Source organism: Limosilactobacillus caecicola, assembly GCF_943192935.1.
Classification (GTDB): Bacteria; Bacillota; Bacilli; order Lactobacillales; family Lactobacillaceae; genus Limosilactobacillus; species Limosilactobacillus caecicola.
The window spans coordinates 157,232-172,879 of sequence record NZ_CALPCI010000002.1 but is presented as its reverse complement, the minus strand read 5'-3'; the positions used below and the strand labels follow the sequence as shown (position 1 = coordinate 172,879).

Genomic DNA, 15,648 nt, shown 5'->3' with positions numbered 1-15,648 from the left:
GTTTCTTTGTGATTTTTGACTAATCTCGATGCGCGAGCTCAAAAGAGGAGGACGCAAAATTGTTTTCGCAAATTATCCATTATTTTCAAACGGATAGTCTCCAGTATTGGCACTACGTGTGGCAACAGATTTACCTTAGTTTCCTCACTTTAGCCATTGCCATGGTGATTGCTTTGCCATTAGGCTATCTCGGTTCTAAATCAAAAACTGTTGCAACGATCTGCACCAGCTTTGCCCAAATGCTCCGAATAATTCCGAGCTTAGCGCTGTTGTTCCTCCTGATTCCGTTTCTTGGAACCGGGTTATTGCCCGCCCTGATCGCCCTCGTGGTGTTGGCAATTCCACCACTTTTAATCAATACCATTTTGGGGTTCAATGAAGTCAGTCCGCTCTACAAAGAAGTCGGGACCGCATTGGGGATGGACCAACGCCAGTTACGGAAGCGAATTGAAGTCCCCCTTGCCCTGCCCTATATTCTGAATGGAATTAAGCTAGCATTAGTTGAGATTATTGCCAGTGCCACCCTTGCGACCTACATTGGTGCAGGGGGCTTAGGAACCCTGATCTTTACCGGTCTGGGACTATATGAAATGAGTTATGTCATCATTGGTGGGGTGAGTGTCGCATTACTCTCACTCTTCGCCATAATTAGCTTTGATATTTTAATTAGGAGGGTCCGCCGTCATGAGCAAACCAGCGATTCAATTTAATCACGTTACCAAAAGTTTCAATGGGCACACCGTTATTCCTGATCTAAATTTCACGGTTAACCAGGGCGAATTCGTCACGATTCTCGGCTCCTCCGGTTCTGGAAAAACCACGACCTTGAAAATGATCAACGGCTTATTACAACCCGACAGTGGGGAAATCATGATCAACGGTCAGTTATTAAGGGATCTTGATATCGTCAAACTCCGCCGTCATATGGGCTATGTGGTTCAACAAATTGGCCTCTTTCCTCACATGACCATCAAGGAAAACCTTGCTGTAGCACCAAAAATGTTAGGCTGGCAGCAAGGACAAATTGATGAACGAGTCACCGAATTACTCAAGCTCGTTCAGTTAAACCCTGCTGAATATGCTAACCGTTACCCGAGTCAGCTTTCCGGAGGGCAGCAACAACGGGTTGGTGTAGCGCGGGCCCTTGCCGCTAACCCACCTTACGTCCTCTTTGACGAACCATTTGGTGCTTTGGATGCACTCACTCGGTTAGAATTGCAAAAGGAAATCAAACGAATTCACAGTTCCTTAGCTGATAAAACCTTCATGTTCGTTACTCATGATCTAAACGAAGCCTTTTATCTAGGCCAGCGAGTCATGATCATGCATAATGGAAAAATCGAACAGTTCGCCACGCCAGACGAAATCATGCAGGTACCGGCCACTGACTTCGTCAAGCAGCTTCTGGCAACTGGTCACCAGAACCAAGCATTATGGGGGCAATATCATGATTAAATATTGGAATGAAAATTATCCCGTGATGCTCCAGGATGTCCAGCAACATCTCGAAATGGTCTTCACTGCGTTAGGCATCGCCATGGTCATCACGATTGTCCTGATCCTCATTTTTATGCATCAACGTAAATGGCTCAACGGGCTTGTTTACTTCTTTTCACTACTTTACTCCGTCCCCAGCTTTGCCCTCTTCGTCCTCCTGCTCCCCATTTCCGGATTAGGGATGAAAACAGCTATTATTACACTCACCATCTACTGTGAGTATGTTCTCCTCCGGACCTTCATCACTGGAATCCAGGAAATCGACCCGAGCTTGATCGAAGTCGCCCGTGGCATGGGCATGACCAACCGGCAGATCTTCTTTAAGGTGCAATTACCATTAGCAGTTCCGGCAATCTTTAGTGGCTTGCAAGTTGCCCTTGCGTCAATGATTGGAATTGCCACGATTGCCGCCACAATCAATGCTGGTGGCTTAGGCCAGCTGTTGTTCGAAGGCTTGCAAACCCAACAAGTTGTACCACTACTGTGGGGAACGCTTTTGGCAGTTGGTTTAACCCTCGTTTGCGCTGCCGTCCTCAAGTTCGTCGAATACCTTCTTAGTCACCGCTGGAAAAGCGCACTGACTGCTTAATGATCATTATCAACACAAAAACCGCTTGATAACCATTACTGGCTACCAAGCGGTTTTACTTTATTTGGGATGATTCATGTTAAATTTGACAAGTTTAGTAGAAACTCGGTTTTGCCCATTCCGTCCCTGGTTCACCAATACCAAGGTTGGCATGGTGATAATCCTGGTCACCGGTCAATAAATCAGCGGCAAACTTGGCAACGGCCTCTCGGGAAATTTGGGCATCCTTGAATGGTTGACCCTTTTCACTAACGTCAACGGCTAATTTGCTTGCATCATTGTAAAGCCAAGTGGTCCGCAAAATAACGTAATCCAAATCAGAGGCTTCAATAATCTCTGCAGCTTTAACTAATGGTGTTTGCCAAGTTAAGCCCGTGTTGGCACGGTACCATTCTTGGAATGGTCCACTGACTTCTTGATACAAATCAGGGACTGACATCACTACCAAACGATCAACCTTTTCCGCATCCAGCGCGTCAACCAAAACTTGCGCGATGTCAGGAGTCACCACAAATGCCACGAAAACGCCATCTGCACCATGAACGGCACCTCTTACATCATCGACATTTGTTAAGTCACCATCGACTAGTTGAACCCGGTCACTCGCAAAATCACTTAGGCGGCTAGTTGCCTGGTGACCAAATAAAGTGACGTCAGCGTCAGTGTGATCAAGTATATATTGGGCGCTTAACCGACCAATTTGGCCAGTTGCTGCTAAAATTGTGTACTTCATTTTGTTACCTCCTCGGTTTAGTTGTTGGCATGAATATCGTAAGCCTTGAGCAATGATTCGCCGACACCAGGAGCGTCCGGATCATGCATGCCCTTGCCCTTATCGAGGGCCCGGATAGCATCCATTTCTGCAGAAGTTAATTCAAAGTCAAAAATTTCTTGGTTGGACTTAATCCGTGCTTCATGAACTGACTTTGGAAAGATGATCACGCCTTCTTGGTGTTCAAAACGCAAGATAATTTGGCCAACGTCCTTGCCATACTTATTAGCCAGGTCATTCAACAGCGGTTCGTTCAATAAATCCTTATTTCCTTCACCCAATGGTGCCCACGCTTCCAGGGTCGTTTGCGTTTCCGTCAGAACTTGCCGTAACTCCTTTTGTTGGAAGTAAGGATTGAATTCCACTTGGTTAACGGCCGGCTTGACCTTAAAGTTCGGTACCCATTTGTTCCAGATTTTGGCAGACATGTTGGAAACCCCAATCGACCGGATTTGGCCAGCCGCTTGCGCCTCTTCCATTGCTTGCCAAGCTTCATCTACTGGACCGTATGGTTGGTGAATCAAATACAGGTCGATATAATCAAGGCCTAACTTTTGCAGTGAGGTTGCAATGGACTTTTTAGCGTCTTCATATTTGTAGTCCTGTAACCACATCTTGCTAGTAACCCAAACTTGGTCGCGCGGAATGCCGCTATCCTTAATTGCCTTGCCGACTTCTTGTTCATTGAAATAGGCAACCGCAGTATCAATGTGCCGGTAGCCAGCCGCCAGGGCCTTTTTAACCGCTTCATAAGTGGAACCATCCGCAGGAATTTGGAAAGTTCCAAAACCAAAGGACGGAATTTCGTTGCCATCGTTGAGTTTAAAAGTTGGAATGTTTGCCATTTTACGTGCCTCCTAGTTTTCGTCGTTTTGTATTGCCTTCAAGCTCGAACCGAAGATTTGTTCAATTGTGACTGGGTCACGGTGGTCAAAAAATTGGCTTTCGTTCCGGTCTAAACTTGCCATCTTCTTCATATCGTCATCACTCAGTTCAAAATCAAAGACATCGATGTTTTCAGCCATCCGATTCTTGTGAACTGACTTTGGAATTACCGTAATGCCGCGTTGCAAGAGCCAACGCAAAATTACTTGCCCGTTCGACTTACCATACTTTTCAGCAATGGCAGCAATCGTTTCGTTAGTAAAGATGTCATGCTTACCTTCAGCAAATGGTGCCCAGGCTTCTACGCGAATGTCTTCACCTTGAGCAAATTGCACTTCCCGGTCTTGTTGGTACCATGGGTTCACTTCGATTTGGTTAACCGCCGGCTTAACTGGCATCGTCAATTCAAGATCCTTAAGTTGGTCAGCGTAAAAGTTGGAAACCCCAATTGCCCGAATTTTGCCTTCTTTTTGGGCTTCTTGAAGGGCGCGCCAAGCACCCATCGTGTCACCATATGGTTGGTGAAGCAAGTATAAGTCCATGTAGTCGAGACCTAACTTTTGTAATGAAGCATCAATGCCGGCTTTAGCACGATTGTAATTAAAATCTGAAACCCATAACTTTGACGTTACAAAAATGTCTTCACGGTTCACACTACTGTTTTTAATTGCCTTACCAACCGCTTCTTCATTTTGATATGCGGCAGCCGTATCGATCAGCCGGTAACCGGTTTCCAAAGCGTCCGTAACCGCCTGTTCAGCTTGACTTAAGTCTGGCACTTGGAAAACACCGAAGCCGAGCGTTGGCATTTCAATCCCGTTGTTTAACTTTACTGTAGGTACATTAACATTTGACATTTGAATCATCCTTTCCTGGTCAAGTAATTGATTAATTTGATTGTCTTTATGTTAACGTGCTCAACGCCAATTGAAAAATACTAAGTGGTCATGGTAGCATACAATTAATGAATACTCTAAAAGGAGTGAGTAAGATGATTGAAAATTACCTTTTGGAAGAACTCGCCACCTTTGCAGAATGCGGGACCTTAACCAAGACTGCGGAAAAACTGATGATGACCCAACCAACCATCACCCGGGGGCTACAGAAGTTAGAGAACGAGTTTGGTGTCCAACTTTTTGATCGACAACCAAACCGAATTACCCTGACTAAGGCTGGACAAATGGCCGCTGAAGGGGCCGCCCAGCTTTTACAAGACAACCAACAACTGGTGGAACGTGTCCAAAACTTTGCGACTAGTCAACGGGTGATTACCATTACCAGTACCGCTCCTGGTCCCTTGTTGCTAGCCCAAAATTTAACCTTGCCACACCTTAAAACCGCCTCAGTAGAGGAGCTCACCACCGCCGACCAGGTCAGCGACTTGCTAAATAACCGGCAAGCCACGATTGTTTTGACTCAGCAAGAACTCCAGACCGATGAAATTGAATCTTTATTTGTGGGTAAAGAGCACCTGGAAGTCAACCTTGACCAATTTACTTATCAAGCCAACCAACAACAGATCACTTTCAAGGAACTTGCCGGGCTGAGTTTTGTCGTTCTCAGTGACATTGGCCCCTGGAACCAAGTCATCCAGGAACACATTCCGGACGCCAAATTCCTCTACCAGTCCGAAATGACGGCCTTACAGGAAATTACCCAGTATTCGAATTTCCCCTACTTTACCACCAATATCACGGACGTTACTGGTCACGAAGAGGCCAATACTGAGGACCGCAAGAAAATTCCAATTACGGATGAAAGTGCCACCATGGAATTCTTTGCTGCTTACCGAATTGAAGACCGGAAATTCGTCCAACCGATTTTAAAAAGCCTCAGTCAGGAGTGGCCGGACCCAACTAATTAGCATGAATAAATAAACGACCCAGAGTGTTGATTAATCAACTTTCTGGGTCGTTCTTGTTTATTCAATTATTACTTGGCAGTCGCTGCTTTTAACGCTGCACCAAGTTTTTTCAGCCCTTGTTCGATCTTATCTTCCTCCATGTTAGAGTAGTTGAGTCGGAAGGTCCCTGGTTGCGTTGCCCCTGCAAAGAATGGATCGCCAGGCACAAAGGCGACATTATGTTTCAAACATTCCTTAAAGAGGGCAACCGTATCATCAACACCTGGGACTTCAACCCACAGGAACATCCCACCTTCGGGATTCGTGTACTTCACATTATCTGGGAAGTATTTCTTGATCCCCGTCAACATTAAATCTTTGCGTTTCCCATACAGGTCGCTGATCTTTTTAACATGCGCGTCCACATCGTTAGCAGCAAAGAATTCTGGAACCGCATATTGGGCGAGGTTATCAGTATGCAGGTCAGCAGACTGTTTGAGAACCGTTAACTTGTCGATGACTTGTTCATCAGCCACCACCCAACCGATCCGGAAACCAGGGGCCAGGATCTTGGAGAAGGTCCCCATATAGAAGACATGTCCGGATTGATCATATGACTTCAACGCTGGGACCTGTTCGCCAGCAAACCGAATTTGACCATAGGGATTATCTTCTAAGACATAGACGTCATACTTAGCCGCCAGTTCTACTAACTTTTGTCGACGTTCTGCCGTCATCGTTCGTCCAGTCGGGTTTTGGAAATTCGGGACGGTGTAGATTAACTTGGCCTCTGGATGAGCCTTTAATTTAGCTTCCAAATCAGCCATGTCCATCCCATCATCATCCATTTCAACACCCACAAAGTTAGCTCCGAAGGACTTAAAGACGTCTACCGCACACAGGTAAGTTGGTTGTTCCATCAATACAGTATCACCCTCGTCAACAAAGGCTTTAGCAACCAGGTCTAATACCTGCTCGGAACCGGTCGTGACCAAGACATTTTCTACACTGACGTCAACGTTCTCCTTTTCCTTCACATATTGAGCAATCAGTTCACGCAATTCGGTGACCCCTTTGGCCGCCCCGTATTGCATCAGCTCACGACCATGTTTTTCAAATGCCCGATCAACGGCCGCCTGCATTTCTGCTACTGGGAACAGTTCTGGAGCTGGCAAACCGCCAGCAAATGAAATTACTTGAGGATCTGCGGCAGCCTTTAAGATTGCGCCAACTGCGTCTGTACCGTCAGCAGGAACTCGTTTGGAAAATTTATACATAATCATTCCTCCTCAAAAACATAATTGCTTCATCAAATTAGCTTGCAAACAAAAAACGTCCTCTAAGTATCATCAATACTCAAAGGACGATTGAACCGTGGTACCACCTTTTTTCATGGAGAAATAATTCTCCACCTTATCCAGACATAAATCTGTGATCAGGATAATGGGCGATAACCCAGGTTGGCCTACTGATTTCAGCCACCAACTTCCAGGTGATTCGATAATTAATCCCGCGCCCCGCTTTCACCATCCGCGAAGTCTCTGCTGCCAGCAATTAACCATCAGTTCCTGTGCTCTGTTTTTGTTTGTGATTAATTTTCCATTATAATACTCACTAATTTTTAATTTGTCAATGGATATTCTCATGGTTTTATAATCAAAATAAAGAAGGTGCCCGTTTGGCACCTTCTTTAGCTAATTAAACTAATCCACGATGGTATTTCCACCATTATTCACTAACAATCACGAGCGACTTAATTGCTTCCCGCTTATCCATGGCCTCATAAGCCTGTTGGATGTCATCTAAGTTGAAGCGCTTCGTGAAGACGTGACCTGGATGAATTTCTCCCTTTAAAACTGCGTCCAAAAGAACTTGACGGTCATAGGTCGTGACTGAAGCAATTCCACCACGCAGGCCAATGTTCTTCCAGAACAGGGTGTTGGATGATGGTTCAGTTTGGGGAACCCCAACCCGACCAACAATGGCACCTGGCCGGGCCAATTGACCAGCTTGTTCAATCGCTGAAACGGCACCGACACATTCGAGAACCGCGTCAACACCATTGCCATCAGTCAATTCCATTACTTTCTTGACCGCATCGTCACCACGTTCAGCAACGATGTCAGTAGCACCGAATTCCTTGGCTAGTTTGGCACGGTCTTCGTGGTGGCTCAGGGAAATAATCCGCTTAGCGCCCCGTAGTTTAGCACCAATCACCCCACACAGGCCGACGGCACCATCACCAATGACAGCTACCGTGTCACCTTCTTTAACTTCAGCACTGGCGGCTGCATGGTAGCCAGTCGCCATAACATCTGCTAACGTCAGGAGGTCATTTAACTGTTCATCAGAGTAGTCACTTGGTTGACCAGGAATTTTGACCAAGGCCCAGTTGGCATTGGTGAACCGTAAGTATTCACCTTGGTAACCACCATTACCACCAGCTTCTTGGTTCATACAATTACCATCAAAGCCGGCCAAACAAGCGGCACAATGACCACACCCGTGGGTAAATGGGGCAATGACGAAGTCACCGGGCTTGACGTCCTTAACGTCTGCGCCGACTTCTTCGACAATTCCGATTGCTTCGTGACCAACTAATGATCCATGTTCACGGTCAGCAATTCCCCGGTACCACCATAAATCAGATCCACAGACACAAGCCCGGACGATCTTTAAAATCGCGTCAGTTGGCTTTTGAATCGTTGGCTTTTCAACTTCGTGAACCTCCATCTTGCCCGGTTCCATAAATACAGCTGCTTTCATCAATCTCGCTCCTTTGCAAAAATTTATCGCTCATAATATAAACCTTCTAGTGCACTCAAAGTCAAGTGTCATAAAAGATTAATTTTGCGGAGTATTAATGCCGACACTGTCATGCACGTAAAGTTGGTCATCATCCACCAACCGCTTGACTAAATCAGCAATGGAACTGACTGAGACATCGTGACCCCCAAATGGTTCTCCCTTGTGGGTGACCTCATAATTAACCGGTCCACCAGCAAACCAGCCGGGACGAATAATTGTGTAATCGAGGCCTGAGGCTTCAATCACATCTGCCGCTTCGCGGTATGACCGTAATATCGGATTGTTTTGCAGGTTCCCACTAGCTCCAATTGAAGCAGGAATTTCGTTGTAAATTCCCATTGAAGTAATGAAAACTAGCCGCTTTACGCCGTTACGGTTCATCGCAGTCACGATTTTTTCCGCAAACGCCCCCAGGTTACCACTTAAAGCTGCAAAAACCGCATCCTGTCCTGCTAAAACTGCGTCTAAATCAGCGTCGTTCATCACATTCCCTGAGATCACCTTTTCCCGATCTGGATCAGTAACGTTGATCCGGTTCGCGGACCGTGCAAACAAAGTTAGCTGATCATCCGTTCCTGCCAAAATCGCTTGGGTAGCCGCAGTTCCAAGAGTTCCGGTAGCGCCAATAATTAAGACATTTTTCATTGTTAATTCCTCCTCATTATTAATACATGCTGGCAATTTGATTCGTAATGATCCAATGGCCATTATCCTTGGCAAATTCCATTTTCATCTGCAGGGGCCAAGTTGAAACTCCACTCCCCCATACACTAGCTTTAACCCGATTTTGACCAGTCAATCTTGCCCGATCACCATCAATTTTGATGTCGGTAATATTTTCTTCAGTAGAAGAGAAATACTTCATTTCACCATTTTGGATTTGGTCAATCCATTCCATTTTGGGTTGAACATAGCCTGTCATGTGCTGTAATTTCATCGATGGCGCTAAAATGCGGTTTAAAGTCACCACATCTTTAGCAACCATGGCTTCGTTTTCTTTCCGGTATAAACCAATAATTTCATCGCGATCAGTCATGTTGTTCCTCCATTGCCTTTGCAGCTTCATTGACACACCGTAACGCATTTAAACTGCGCGGATAACCAATATAGGGAATGTTTTGTGAAATAATGTTAATCAAAAATTGTTTATCATTACCATTACGCAGATTAGCCTTCGCGTGTGAGATTAATTGTGGTTCCACACCACCTTGGGCTGACAAATAGCAGAAGGTCATTAATTCACGTTCTGTGTAATTCAGGCCTTTACGGGTATAGTAATCACCAAAACAATTGTCAGTTAACCAGTAGTTAATGTGTTGACTTTCAGGGTCACCAGATTTCCAAAAGTCTTTCATCACGTCACCGAAAATGTCTACTTGGGCCTGTTGTCCAGCTGCCAGACGATCCTCAGTCGTTGTGGTTGCTTGTTTTTCTAGTGGTAACTTGATTCCCTGCTTTTCAAAGACTTCATTAGTAGCCTTCAAAAATGGAAAGACCCGTCCGATTCCTAAATAAGCAACTGCTTGGTAAACAATCTCTTTGATCTCAACTGGTTTAACACCAAAATTAAGGGCTGCCGGAAGCATTGCCTTAAATTCATCAATTCCCTGACACCCCAGCAACGTCGCTAAAATTGACATGAACCGAGTTCGATCATCAACGTCATCATGATTAACGACTTCATCAAAGGCAAAGTTGTCAAAGCGTTCAATAAATTCTGGATCAGTCCTTAAGAAGTCTGACTTATATCCAGGAAACATTTTTTCGTGATATTCCTGAGCATTCTTATTTGTTGCCATCGTAAGATCTCCTTTTGCTTAGCTTTCAATTATTATTTTAATTAGGACACTTGCAGAAACCAATTCTTGTTAGTAATCAGTTAAATTACTTTTGCTTATCAATCTAAAGTCTTAATCACCCGGGCAGGACTGCCAACAACAACAGCATTATCTGGAACATCATGAGTTACGACTGCACCTGAGCCAACAATAGCATTTTCACCGATGGTAACCCCTGGAAGAATAATCGCCCGGGCACCAATCCATGCATTTGATTTGATATGGATTTCAGCAGCTTTCACCACCCGAATATTTTTTGGTTCATGATTAACCGTTAACAGTGCCACTTCTGGTCCCATCATTACCCCATCATCAATGGTGATTGACCCCAACGACATGACTGTTAAACCATGATTAGCAAACACATTCTTACCGAGAAACAATCGACTTGCGCAATCAATTTGAAATGGTGGGGTCAAGAAAGTTCCTTCTGGCTTGCCAGCCGTTAACAGTTGTTCTTCTAACTTGTTCAATTGTTCAGTATCACTTGGTCGAGTTTGATTAATCAAGAAGTTAAGATCTCGTGAACGATTAATTTCACCATGAACTTCACGCTGATAATCTTCATCCTTAATATTATATGCCTGACCATTTCGTATTTGCTCAAAGACGCTCATCCTAATTTCTTCCTTTACTTGATTGACTTTATTATAGCTAGCAGGTTGAAGCGAACCAATTCCAGTTACTTGTTAACTAAATAAGTTTTACTTATCAGATAGCGACTAAGTGGGATTTAAGATATTGTTGCGATAAAAAAGAGACCACGCTAATGCCCAATCTCCGAGAATGATAAATTTCAGTTTGCTTTACCGGAGTCCCGCACTTCACTGACGTTACCATACCAATACTGAGCAGTCACTCCACCATCAATTAAAATATCAGTTCCAGTGATAAAGGCAGACTTATCACTCAAGAGGAATTCCGCTAATTCACCAATTTCATCTGGTGTCCCTGGGCGCTTAGTAACCATGGATTCAAACATCCTTTTATAACCGGCGCCACGTGGCCCATTTAATTCATCAAGGGCCAATGGGGTCATGATAATTCCTGGTGAAATAACATTAATTCGTGCGCCACGTTCCTGCCACTTCACTGATTCAGCAGCCACGCGAAGAACATTTTGCCGTTTAGCATATTGGTAAGCGGCTAAAGAATCTTTAATCACATCCGGTTGTAAGACATCCAAGTCTAATAACTGCTCAGTGGGCGTTGTTGCTAATTGTTGATCAATTTCAGTACCTAACGCAGGTAGACGATGACCGGATTGAGATGAAATGATCACTGCACTGCCACCTTCAGCCATCACCTTACCAAACTCTTCAATCAATACTGAGGTCCCATAGAGATCAACCTTTAAAACCTGTTCTGGAGTCGTTTGCGAAGGAGAGACTCCCGCAGCATTGATCAAATGTTGAATTTCACCAAGTGATTGTGCTTTCTTAACAACTGCTTGAATTGAATCTCGCGAAGAAAGATCAGCTCTGATGGCATCAACATTAAAGCCAGCTTCTTGAAGGCGCTTTTGGACATTTTTCAAATTATCTTCATTATAATCAGCTAATAATAATTGCTTGCCCGCACTAACTCGTCGTGCAATTGCTTCACCAATCGCTCCACTACCAAATAAAACTACTACATTTTGTTTCATTATTTTCAACTCCTTGTTTTCCAACGTTACTATATGTCCTATCATAATCATTTAGTAATGAGACAACGCTAGCTAGCTAGCTTCCTTACTTATTTTCTTAATCCTTAATATCAGTGGAAGCAGCTAAATCAGTTTCTCCTTGATATTCAGCTAAGCGCTTGGTTAAACGATCAATAGTTGCTGACAATGCTTGTGAACCTAAGACCACGTGTAATGGTGCCGGGTCTTGGTCAACAGTTTCGATAATCCGGGTCGCCATCTTATCAGGATCACCAGGCGCTAATCCATTCGTGGGATCAAGCATTTTCAAGAAGGCATGGGTTGGCGTATCATCATATTCTGGCATCAAGTTTGCTACATGAGCACTCCCATAACGGAATTCGGTCCGGGCACCACCTGGTTCAATAATGGTCACCCCAATGTTAAATGGCACCACTTCCTGGGCCACTGATTCGCAAAAACCTTCAATGCCAAATTTGGCGGCATGGTAAAGAGAATTACCAGGGAAAGCGACTTGTCCACCATAAGAAGAAATTTGGATAATACGGCCGCCACCTTGTTGACGCATTACCGGAATCACTGCCCGAATCATTTGAATGGACCCGGTCAAATCAGTAGCCAGGATTTGATTAATATCCTGGTCACTTAATTCTTCGGCTGCCCCGAAGAGACCATAACCAGCATTGTTAATTAAGACATCAATCCGGTCATGATTTGCCTGGGCATCAGCTACTACTTGACGAATTTCATCTACATTAGTCACATCTAGGTGTTGGACGTCTAATGTCTCTGGGTACTGCTTTTTTAATTCTTGAATGTCCGGTTTTTCAGTCCGCACCGTCCCAATCACAGTATCACCCTTCGCTAATAATTGAGTCGTCAACGCCTTTCCAAAGCCACTAGAAATCCCTGTAATCAACCAAGTTTTCCTCATTATCATCCATCTCCTTAACTAGTTATTAAATTCTTTCGATGGTTTTATTTTAGGTTTATGCAACCCATTTTCCAATTTCAATCACCGATCGGATTAATAAGTTAAACTTATAAAAAACATCCAAGAATCAAAGTTGACTCTTGGATGTTTTCATAATTTACGATTTGAACTGTTCTTTTAAAATCTGGGCAAAACTTTCGATATAATAACCGGAATTATCTTGTTTCCAGTAAGCATAATAACTTTGGTGTAAAGGCATTTCTCCATTATACAAAGGAAGCACTTGGTTAATCTGCTGGTTAACCTGGCCCTGGGTCCGGCCATTCGCAATTAAATAGCCCTGGCCAGCCGCCACCATCATTTGGGCTTCGTCAAAAGTGGTAGCGGTCAAAAAGCTACTTTGCACACCCAGCACGTCCCGATAATACTGCTCTTCCTGGGCTTCTTGGGCGGTGCCCACAACTAAAATGCATGGCAGGTCAGCAAGTTCTGCCGTCGTTAGCTTTTGCTTATCAAGATAGCGTCCCTGCGGTACCACCACTGTAAACTCTGTTTCGGTCAAAAATTCATTTTGATACTCATCTGACAGTGCCCGCCGTTGATCCGCAAAATCTAAATCAATTTGGTCCGTGCGTAACAACTCAAACAGCTTCTCATGCATGCCGCTAGTAATTTGCACCCGCACGTCGGGATACTGCTTTGAAAATTGGGCCACGGCCTGCAAAAATTCTTGGGTCCCAAAGTTCGCTAAGTAACCAAGCCGTAATACATAGCGTTCCTTTTGTTCTTGAGCTAACTTTTGGGTTTCTTCAACCAGCTGGTTAGTTTGTTGCACAATTGCTTGCGCGTGTTGGTAAAAATATTGACCAGCCGGCGTCACATCGAAGCTCCGACCATGGCGGTCTAATAATTGAACGCCGATCGTCGTTTCCAATTCTTTAATCTGCTGAGAAATCGCTGATTGCGAAATATGACATTGTTCCGCCGCCCGGGTAAAGTTGTGCTGGTCCACGACGGCAATAAAGTATTGCATTTGAGAAAACATGTTACCGCTCCATATGTTTAACTTGGTTTGGGATGACGAGGAATAACAAGGTGATTAACACCGAATACAGCATGGCCGGTGGGTACACGGTTGCCGCAAGAATCAAGCCCAGCACTTTAATGATGATATCAAGGACAGTCCAACCACGGTGTTCTTGTTTGATCCATTCGCCCAGCGAGACCCGTTGATCCGCTTTGACCACCGAAGCGTACATATTAGCATTGGCAAACGTAATTAAGAGCACGATAATTCCGTAAAAAATTTGGGCCATCTTATTGTTATAGTTGGTCGAGACGATACTCGTTGCATAAGGAAATAATGATGAAAAAAATAGGACAATTAAAGTGGCCCACAGTGTTCCGGTGGTAATCCGCTTGACCCGGTACCAACTGTTGTGCATGTTAATCCACATCGCTCCTAACCAAAAGAAAGAAATGGCGTAAGCCAAGTAATTTGGCCAGAGGTCGAGGAAACCTTCAATAGTCAGGTGCGCTGGCTTCTCTAATTCCAAAACAAGAATTGTAATAATAATCGCGAGGACGGCATCCGCAAATGCCGCTAACCGTTCTTTGTTCATCTTAATCTCCTCCAATAATGATCCTTTGATAATTATAGCAAAAAGCTGGAGAATACGTGGCATTCTCCAGCTAATCTTCAATCATCTTTGCCATCATCATTCATTAATTTGCCTTTCCGTTGCTCGTAATAACTTTCTTCTTCGAGAAACGGAATCGTGTGGGTTTCAAAATTATCTAATTTATACTTCAGATAACTGAGGGTTTTATCAAGCTCGTGCCGTTTTGCCATTAACGAATCGTATTGATCCTGAATAAGGGCCTTTTGAGCGGAGTAATTATCATGCTCTGTATGATAGAGCCGCACAAATTCAATTAACGACTCGATCGACATTCCAGCCTTCCGCATGGCTTTAATGAATAGAGCCCACTTAATTTCACGTTCGGTATAATCGCGATAACCGCTCTGGTTTCGGGGAACGGTTGGAATTAAACCATTATGTTCCCAGTAACGTAAGGTCTCCTTCGGAATACCGAGTCGCTTACTCACTTCTTTGATATTCATCCGGCACCTACTTTAAATCTTTTGCTGAAGTTGATTCAGCCAATCCTGTAATCCAGTACTTCCTTCATGACCTGGTAAGACGGTTAACCCGTCAGCCCATTCTTTAAAGACGGTTTCATAATCACCAGCGGACCCGGCGTCGGTGTAGAAGGAAGCCACCGCCCCTTTAAACCCATTGAGATTCTTTAAAAAAGTATGAATCGGCGTTGCCGGACGGCCACGCCAAACCGGGCTCCCAACCAGAACCAAATCATAGGCTGAGCCATCTGGAACCGGGTTGATCAACGCCGGATACTGACCCCTTTGAATTTGTTGAGTCGCAATCGCATCTGTTTTGTACATATCAGAGTCGAAAGTATCACCTGCTACTTCAATGCTAAAAACAGCTGCATCAGGCACTAATGAATGAATTTGATCGGCGACTCGTTGGGTTTGTCCAGACCACGAATAAGTCGCAATTAAGATTTTTGCCATGTTGCATCGTCTCCTTTTCAATTCGGTTATTTTATACCTTGTAGTTGACTTCAAGGCAACTCTTCTTACATTGTCAAACGTTCATCATGTAATTGTTGTGACGGCATTCCGAGCCACTTTAATTGCTGGCGAACTGCACGAACCCGCGAGGAGGAGCCAACGATCCAAACATCGTCGTCAGCTAATTCGTCAGTCGATAAAATTGTCCAAACTTTTTTCATAGGGTCATCCTTCT

At 44.4% G+C, this 15,648-nt stretch carries 20 protein-coding genes; 4 read left to right on the top strand and 16 right to left on the bottom strand.

The genetic code is table 11. From position 1 onward, the window contains the following. Positions 1-59: 59 nt before the first annotated feature. From NFR43_RS03465 to NFR43_RS03455, 3 genes are read left to right on the top strand one after another with little or no spacing between them, the layout of a single operon-like run. Positions 60-710 carry an ABC transporter permease gene (locus NFR43_RS03465; protein WP_251546526.1) on the top strand — a complete coding sequence of 217 codons (651 nt, stop codon included), beginning with the start codon at positions 60-62 and terminating at the stop codon, positions 708-710. After that, positions 685-1,455 (top strand): ABC transporter ATP-binding protein, encoded by a 771-nt coding sequence (locus NFR43_RS03460; protein ID WP_251546525.1) that lies wholly within the window; start codon positions 685-687, stop codon positions 1,453-1,455. The genes NFR43_RS03465 and NFR43_RS03460 overlap by 26 nt, the downstream gene beginning before the upstream one ends. Beyond that, positions 1,448-2,086 (top strand): ABC transporter permease, encoded by a 639-nt coding sequence (locus tag NFR43_RS03455; protein WP_251546524.1) that lies wholly within the window; start codon positions 1,448-1,450, stop codon positions 2,084-2,086. The genes NFR43_RS03460 and NFR43_RS03455 overlap by 8 nt, the downstream gene beginning before the upstream one ends. 94 nt (positions 2,087-2,180) lie before the next feature. Here the strand turns inward: NFR43_RS03455 and NFR43_RS03450 are convergent, their stop codons facing one another. Genes NFR43_RS03450 through NFR43_RS03440 form a run of 3 tightly spaced genes read right to left on the bottom strand, consistent with a single transcriptional unit; the run spans position 2,181 to position 4,600 of the window. Further along, positions 2,181-2,819 carry an NAD(P)H-binding protein gene (locus tag NFR43_RS03450; protein WP_251546523.1) on the bottom strand — a complete coding sequence of 213 codons (639 nt, stop codon included), beginning with the start codon at positions 2,817-2,819 and terminating at the stop codon, positions 2,181-2,183. Between the two features lie 17 nt (positions 2,820-2,836). Further along, entirely contained in the window at positions 2,837-3,703 is an 867-nt protein-coding gene (locus NFR43_RS03445) for an aldo/keto reductase (protein WP_251546522.1), read from the bottom strand. Between the two features lie 12 nt (positions 3,704-3,715). After that, positions 3,716-4,600 (bottom strand): aldo/keto reductase, encoded by an 885-nt coding sequence (locus tag NFR43_RS03440; protein WP_251546521.1) that lies wholly within the window; start codon positions 4,598-4,600, stop codon positions 3,716-3,718. A gap of 134 nt (positions 4,601-4,734) precedes the next feature. On the opposite strand from NFR43_RS03440, the gene NFR43_RS03435 reads away from it, so the two are divergent. Next, positions 4,735-5,607 (top strand): LysR family transcriptional regulator, encoded by an 873-nt coding sequence (locus tag NFR43_RS03435; protein WP_251546520.1) that lies wholly within the window; start codon positions 4,735-4,737, stop codon positions 5,605-5,607. Between the two features lie 68 nt (positions 5,608-5,675). Here the strand turns inward: NFR43_RS03435 and NFR43_RS03430 are convergent, their stop codons facing one another. The 13 genes from NFR43_RS03430 to NFR43_RS03370 form a co-directional block, all read right to left on the bottom strand. Next, complete coding sequence (locus NFR43_RS03430; protein ID WP_251546519.1) at positions 5,676-6,869, bottom strand: aminotransferase-like domain-containing protein; 1,194 nt, start codon at positions 6,867-6,869, stop codon at positions 5,676-5,678. Positions 6,870-7,314: 445 nt separating this feature from the next. Then, the gene (locus NFR43_RS03425; protein WP_251546518.1) at positions 7,315-8,352 is read right to left on the bottom strand and encodes a zinc-dependent alcohol dehydrogenase family protein; all 1,038 of its coding nucleotides are present in this window, start codon (positions 8,350-8,352) and stop codon (positions 7,315-7,317) included. A 78-nt stretch (positions 8,353-8,430) separates the two neighbouring features. Continuing rightward, positions 8,431-9,039 (bottom strand): NAD(P)H-binding protein, encoded by a 609-nt coding sequence (locus tag NFR43_RS03420; protein WP_251546517.1) that lies wholly within the window; start codon positions 9,037-9,039, stop codon positions 8,431-8,433. Positions 9,040-9,058: 19 nt separating this feature from the next. After that, complete coding sequence (locus NFR43_RS03415) at positions 9,059-9,430, bottom strand: nuclear transport factor 2 family protein (protein WP_251546516.1); 372 nt, start codon at positions 9,428-9,430, stop codon at positions 9,059-9,061. Beyond that, complete coding sequence (locus NFR43_RS03410; RefSeq protein WP_251546514.1) at positions 9,423-10,193, bottom strand: carboxymuconolactone decarboxylase family protein; 771 nt, start codon at positions 10,191-10,193, stop codon at positions 9,423-9,425. The genes NFR43_RS03415 and NFR43_RS03410 overlap by 8 nt, the downstream gene beginning before the upstream one ends. Before the next feature lie 98 nt (positions 10,194-10,291). Continuing rightward, on the bottom strand, positions 10,292-10,849 hold the full coding sequence (locus tag NFR43_RS03405; RefSeq protein WP_251546513.1) for a DapH/DapD/GlmU-related protein: 558 nt from the start codon (positions 10,847-10,849) through the stop codon (positions 10,292-10,294). A gap of 179 nt (positions 10,850-11,028) precedes the next feature. Continuing rightward, positions 11,029-11,880: an SDR family oxidoreductase gene (locus NFR43_RS03400; protein WP_251546511.1), complete on the bottom strand. Its 852-nt coding sequence runs from the start codon at positions 11,878-11,880 to the stop codon at positions 11,029-11,031. A gap of 97 nt (positions 11,881-11,977) precedes the next feature. Beyond that, the gene (locus tag NFR43_RS03395) at positions 11,978-12,814 is read right to left on the bottom strand and encodes an SDR family oxidoreductase (RefSeq protein WP_251546509.1); all 837 of its coding nucleotides are present in this window, start codon (positions 12,812-12,814) and stop codon (positions 11,978-11,980) included. 157 nt (positions 12,815-12,971) lie between these two features. Then, positions 12,972-13,859 (bottom strand): LysR family transcriptional regulator, encoded by an 888-nt coding sequence (locus NFR43_RS03390; protein WP_251546507.1) that lies wholly within the window; start codon positions 13,857-13,859, stop codon positions 12,972-12,974. A 1-nt stretch (position 13,860) separates the two neighbouring features. Further along, the gene (locus NFR43_RS03385) at positions 13,861-14,436 is read right to left on the bottom strand and encodes a TMEM175 family protein (protein ID WP_251546505.1); all 576 of its coding nucleotides are present in this window, start codon (positions 14,434-14,436) and stop codon (positions 13,861-13,863) included. 77 nt (positions 14,437-14,513) lie between these two features. Continuing rightward, positions 14,514-14,939 (bottom strand): MerR family transcriptional regulator, encoded by a 426-nt coding sequence (locus tag NFR43_RS03380; RefSeq protein ID WP_251546503.1) that lies wholly within the window; start codon positions 14,937-14,939, stop codon positions 14,514-14,516. A gap of 12 nt (positions 14,940-14,951) precedes the next feature. Beyond that, the gene (locus NFR43_RS03375; RefSeq protein ID WP_251546501.1) at positions 14,952-15,413 is read right to left on the bottom strand and encodes a flavodoxin family protein; all 462 of its coding nucleotides are present in this window, start codon (positions 15,411-15,413) and stop codon (positions 14,952-14,954) included. Between the two features lie 65 nt (positions 15,414-15,478). Then, a complete protein-coding gene (locus tag NFR43_RS03370; RefSeq protein ID WP_251546499.1) occupies positions 15,479-15,634 on the bottom strand; it encodes a hypothetical protein in 156 nt (51 codons plus the stop codon). Positions 15,635-15,648: the final 14 nt, after the last annotated feature.

Coding starts and splice junctions, on each gene's coding strand:
- NFR43_RS03460 (WP_251546525.1), top strand. CDS start 685: ATGAGCAAACCAGCGATTCAATTTAATCACGTTACCAAAAGTTTCAAT.
- NFR43_RS03455 (WP_251546524.1), top strand. CDS start 1,448: ATGATTAAATATTGGAATGAAAATTATCCCGTGATGCTCCAGGATGTC.
- NFR43_RS03450 (WP_251546523.1), bottom strand. CDS start 2,819: ATGAAGTACACAATTTTAGCAGCAACTGGCCAAATTGGTCGGTTAAGC.
- NFR43_RS03445 (WP_251546522.1), bottom strand. CDS start 3,703: ATGGCAAACATTCCAACTTTTAAACTCAACGATGGCAACGAAATTCCG.
- NFR43_RS03440 (WP_251546521.1), bottom strand. CDS start 4,600: ATGTCAAATGTTAATGTACCTACAGTAAAGTTAAACAACGGGATTGAA.
- NFR43_RS03435 (WP_251546520.1), top strand. CDS start 4,735: ATGATTGAAAATTACCTTTTGGAAGAACTCGCCACCTTTGCAGAATGC.
- NFR43_RS03430 (WP_251546519.1), bottom strand. CDS start 6,869: ATGATTATGTATAAATTTTCCAAACGAGTTCCTGCTGACGGTACAGAC.
- NFR43_RS03425 (WP_251546518.1), bottom strand. CDS start 8,352: ATGAAAGCAGCTGTATTTATGGAACCGGGCAAGATGGAGGTTCACGAA.
- NFR43_RS03420 (WP_251546517.1), bottom strand. CDS start 9,039: ATGAAAAATGTCTTAATTATTGGCGCTACCGGAACTCTTGGAACTGCG.
- NFR43_RS03415 (WP_251546516.1), bottom strand. CDS start 9,430: ATGACTGATCGCGATGAAATTATTGGTTTATACCGGAAAGAAAACGAA.
- NFR43_RS03410 (WP_251546514.1), bottom strand. CDS start 10,193: ATGGCAACAAATAAGAATGCTCAGGAATATCACGAAAAAATGTTTCCT.
- NFR43_RS03405 (WP_251546513.1), bottom strand. CDS start 10,849: ATGAGCGTCTTTGAGCAAATACGAAATGGTCAGGCATATAATATTAAG.
- NFR43_RS03400 (WP_251546511.1), bottom strand. CDS start 11,880: ATGAAACAAAATGTAGTAGTTTTATTTGGTAGTGGAGCGATTGGTGAA.
- NFR43_RS03395 (WP_251546509.1), bottom strand. CDS start 12,814: ATGAGGAAAACTTGGTTGATTACAGGGATTTCTAGTGGCTTTGGAAAG.
- NFR43_RS03390 (WP_251546507.1), bottom strand. CDS start 13,859: ATGTTTTCTCAAATGCAATACTTTATTGCCGTCGTGGACCAGCACAAC.
- NFR43_RS03385 (WP_251546505.1), bottom strand. CDS start 14,436: ATGAACAAAGAACGGTTAGCGGCATTTGCGGATGCCGTCCTCGCGATT.
- NFR43_RS03380 (WP_251546503.1), bottom strand. CDS start 14,939: ATGAATATCAAAGAAGTGAGTAAGCGACTCGGTATTCCGAAGGAGACC.
- NFR43_RS03375 (WP_251546501.1), bottom strand. CDS start 15,413: ATGGCAAAAATCTTAATTGCGACTTATTCGTGGTCTGGACAAACCCAA.
- NFR43_RS03370 (WP_251546499.1), bottom strand. CDS start 15,634: ATGAAAAAAGTTTGGACAATTTTATCGACTGACGAATTAGCTGACGAC.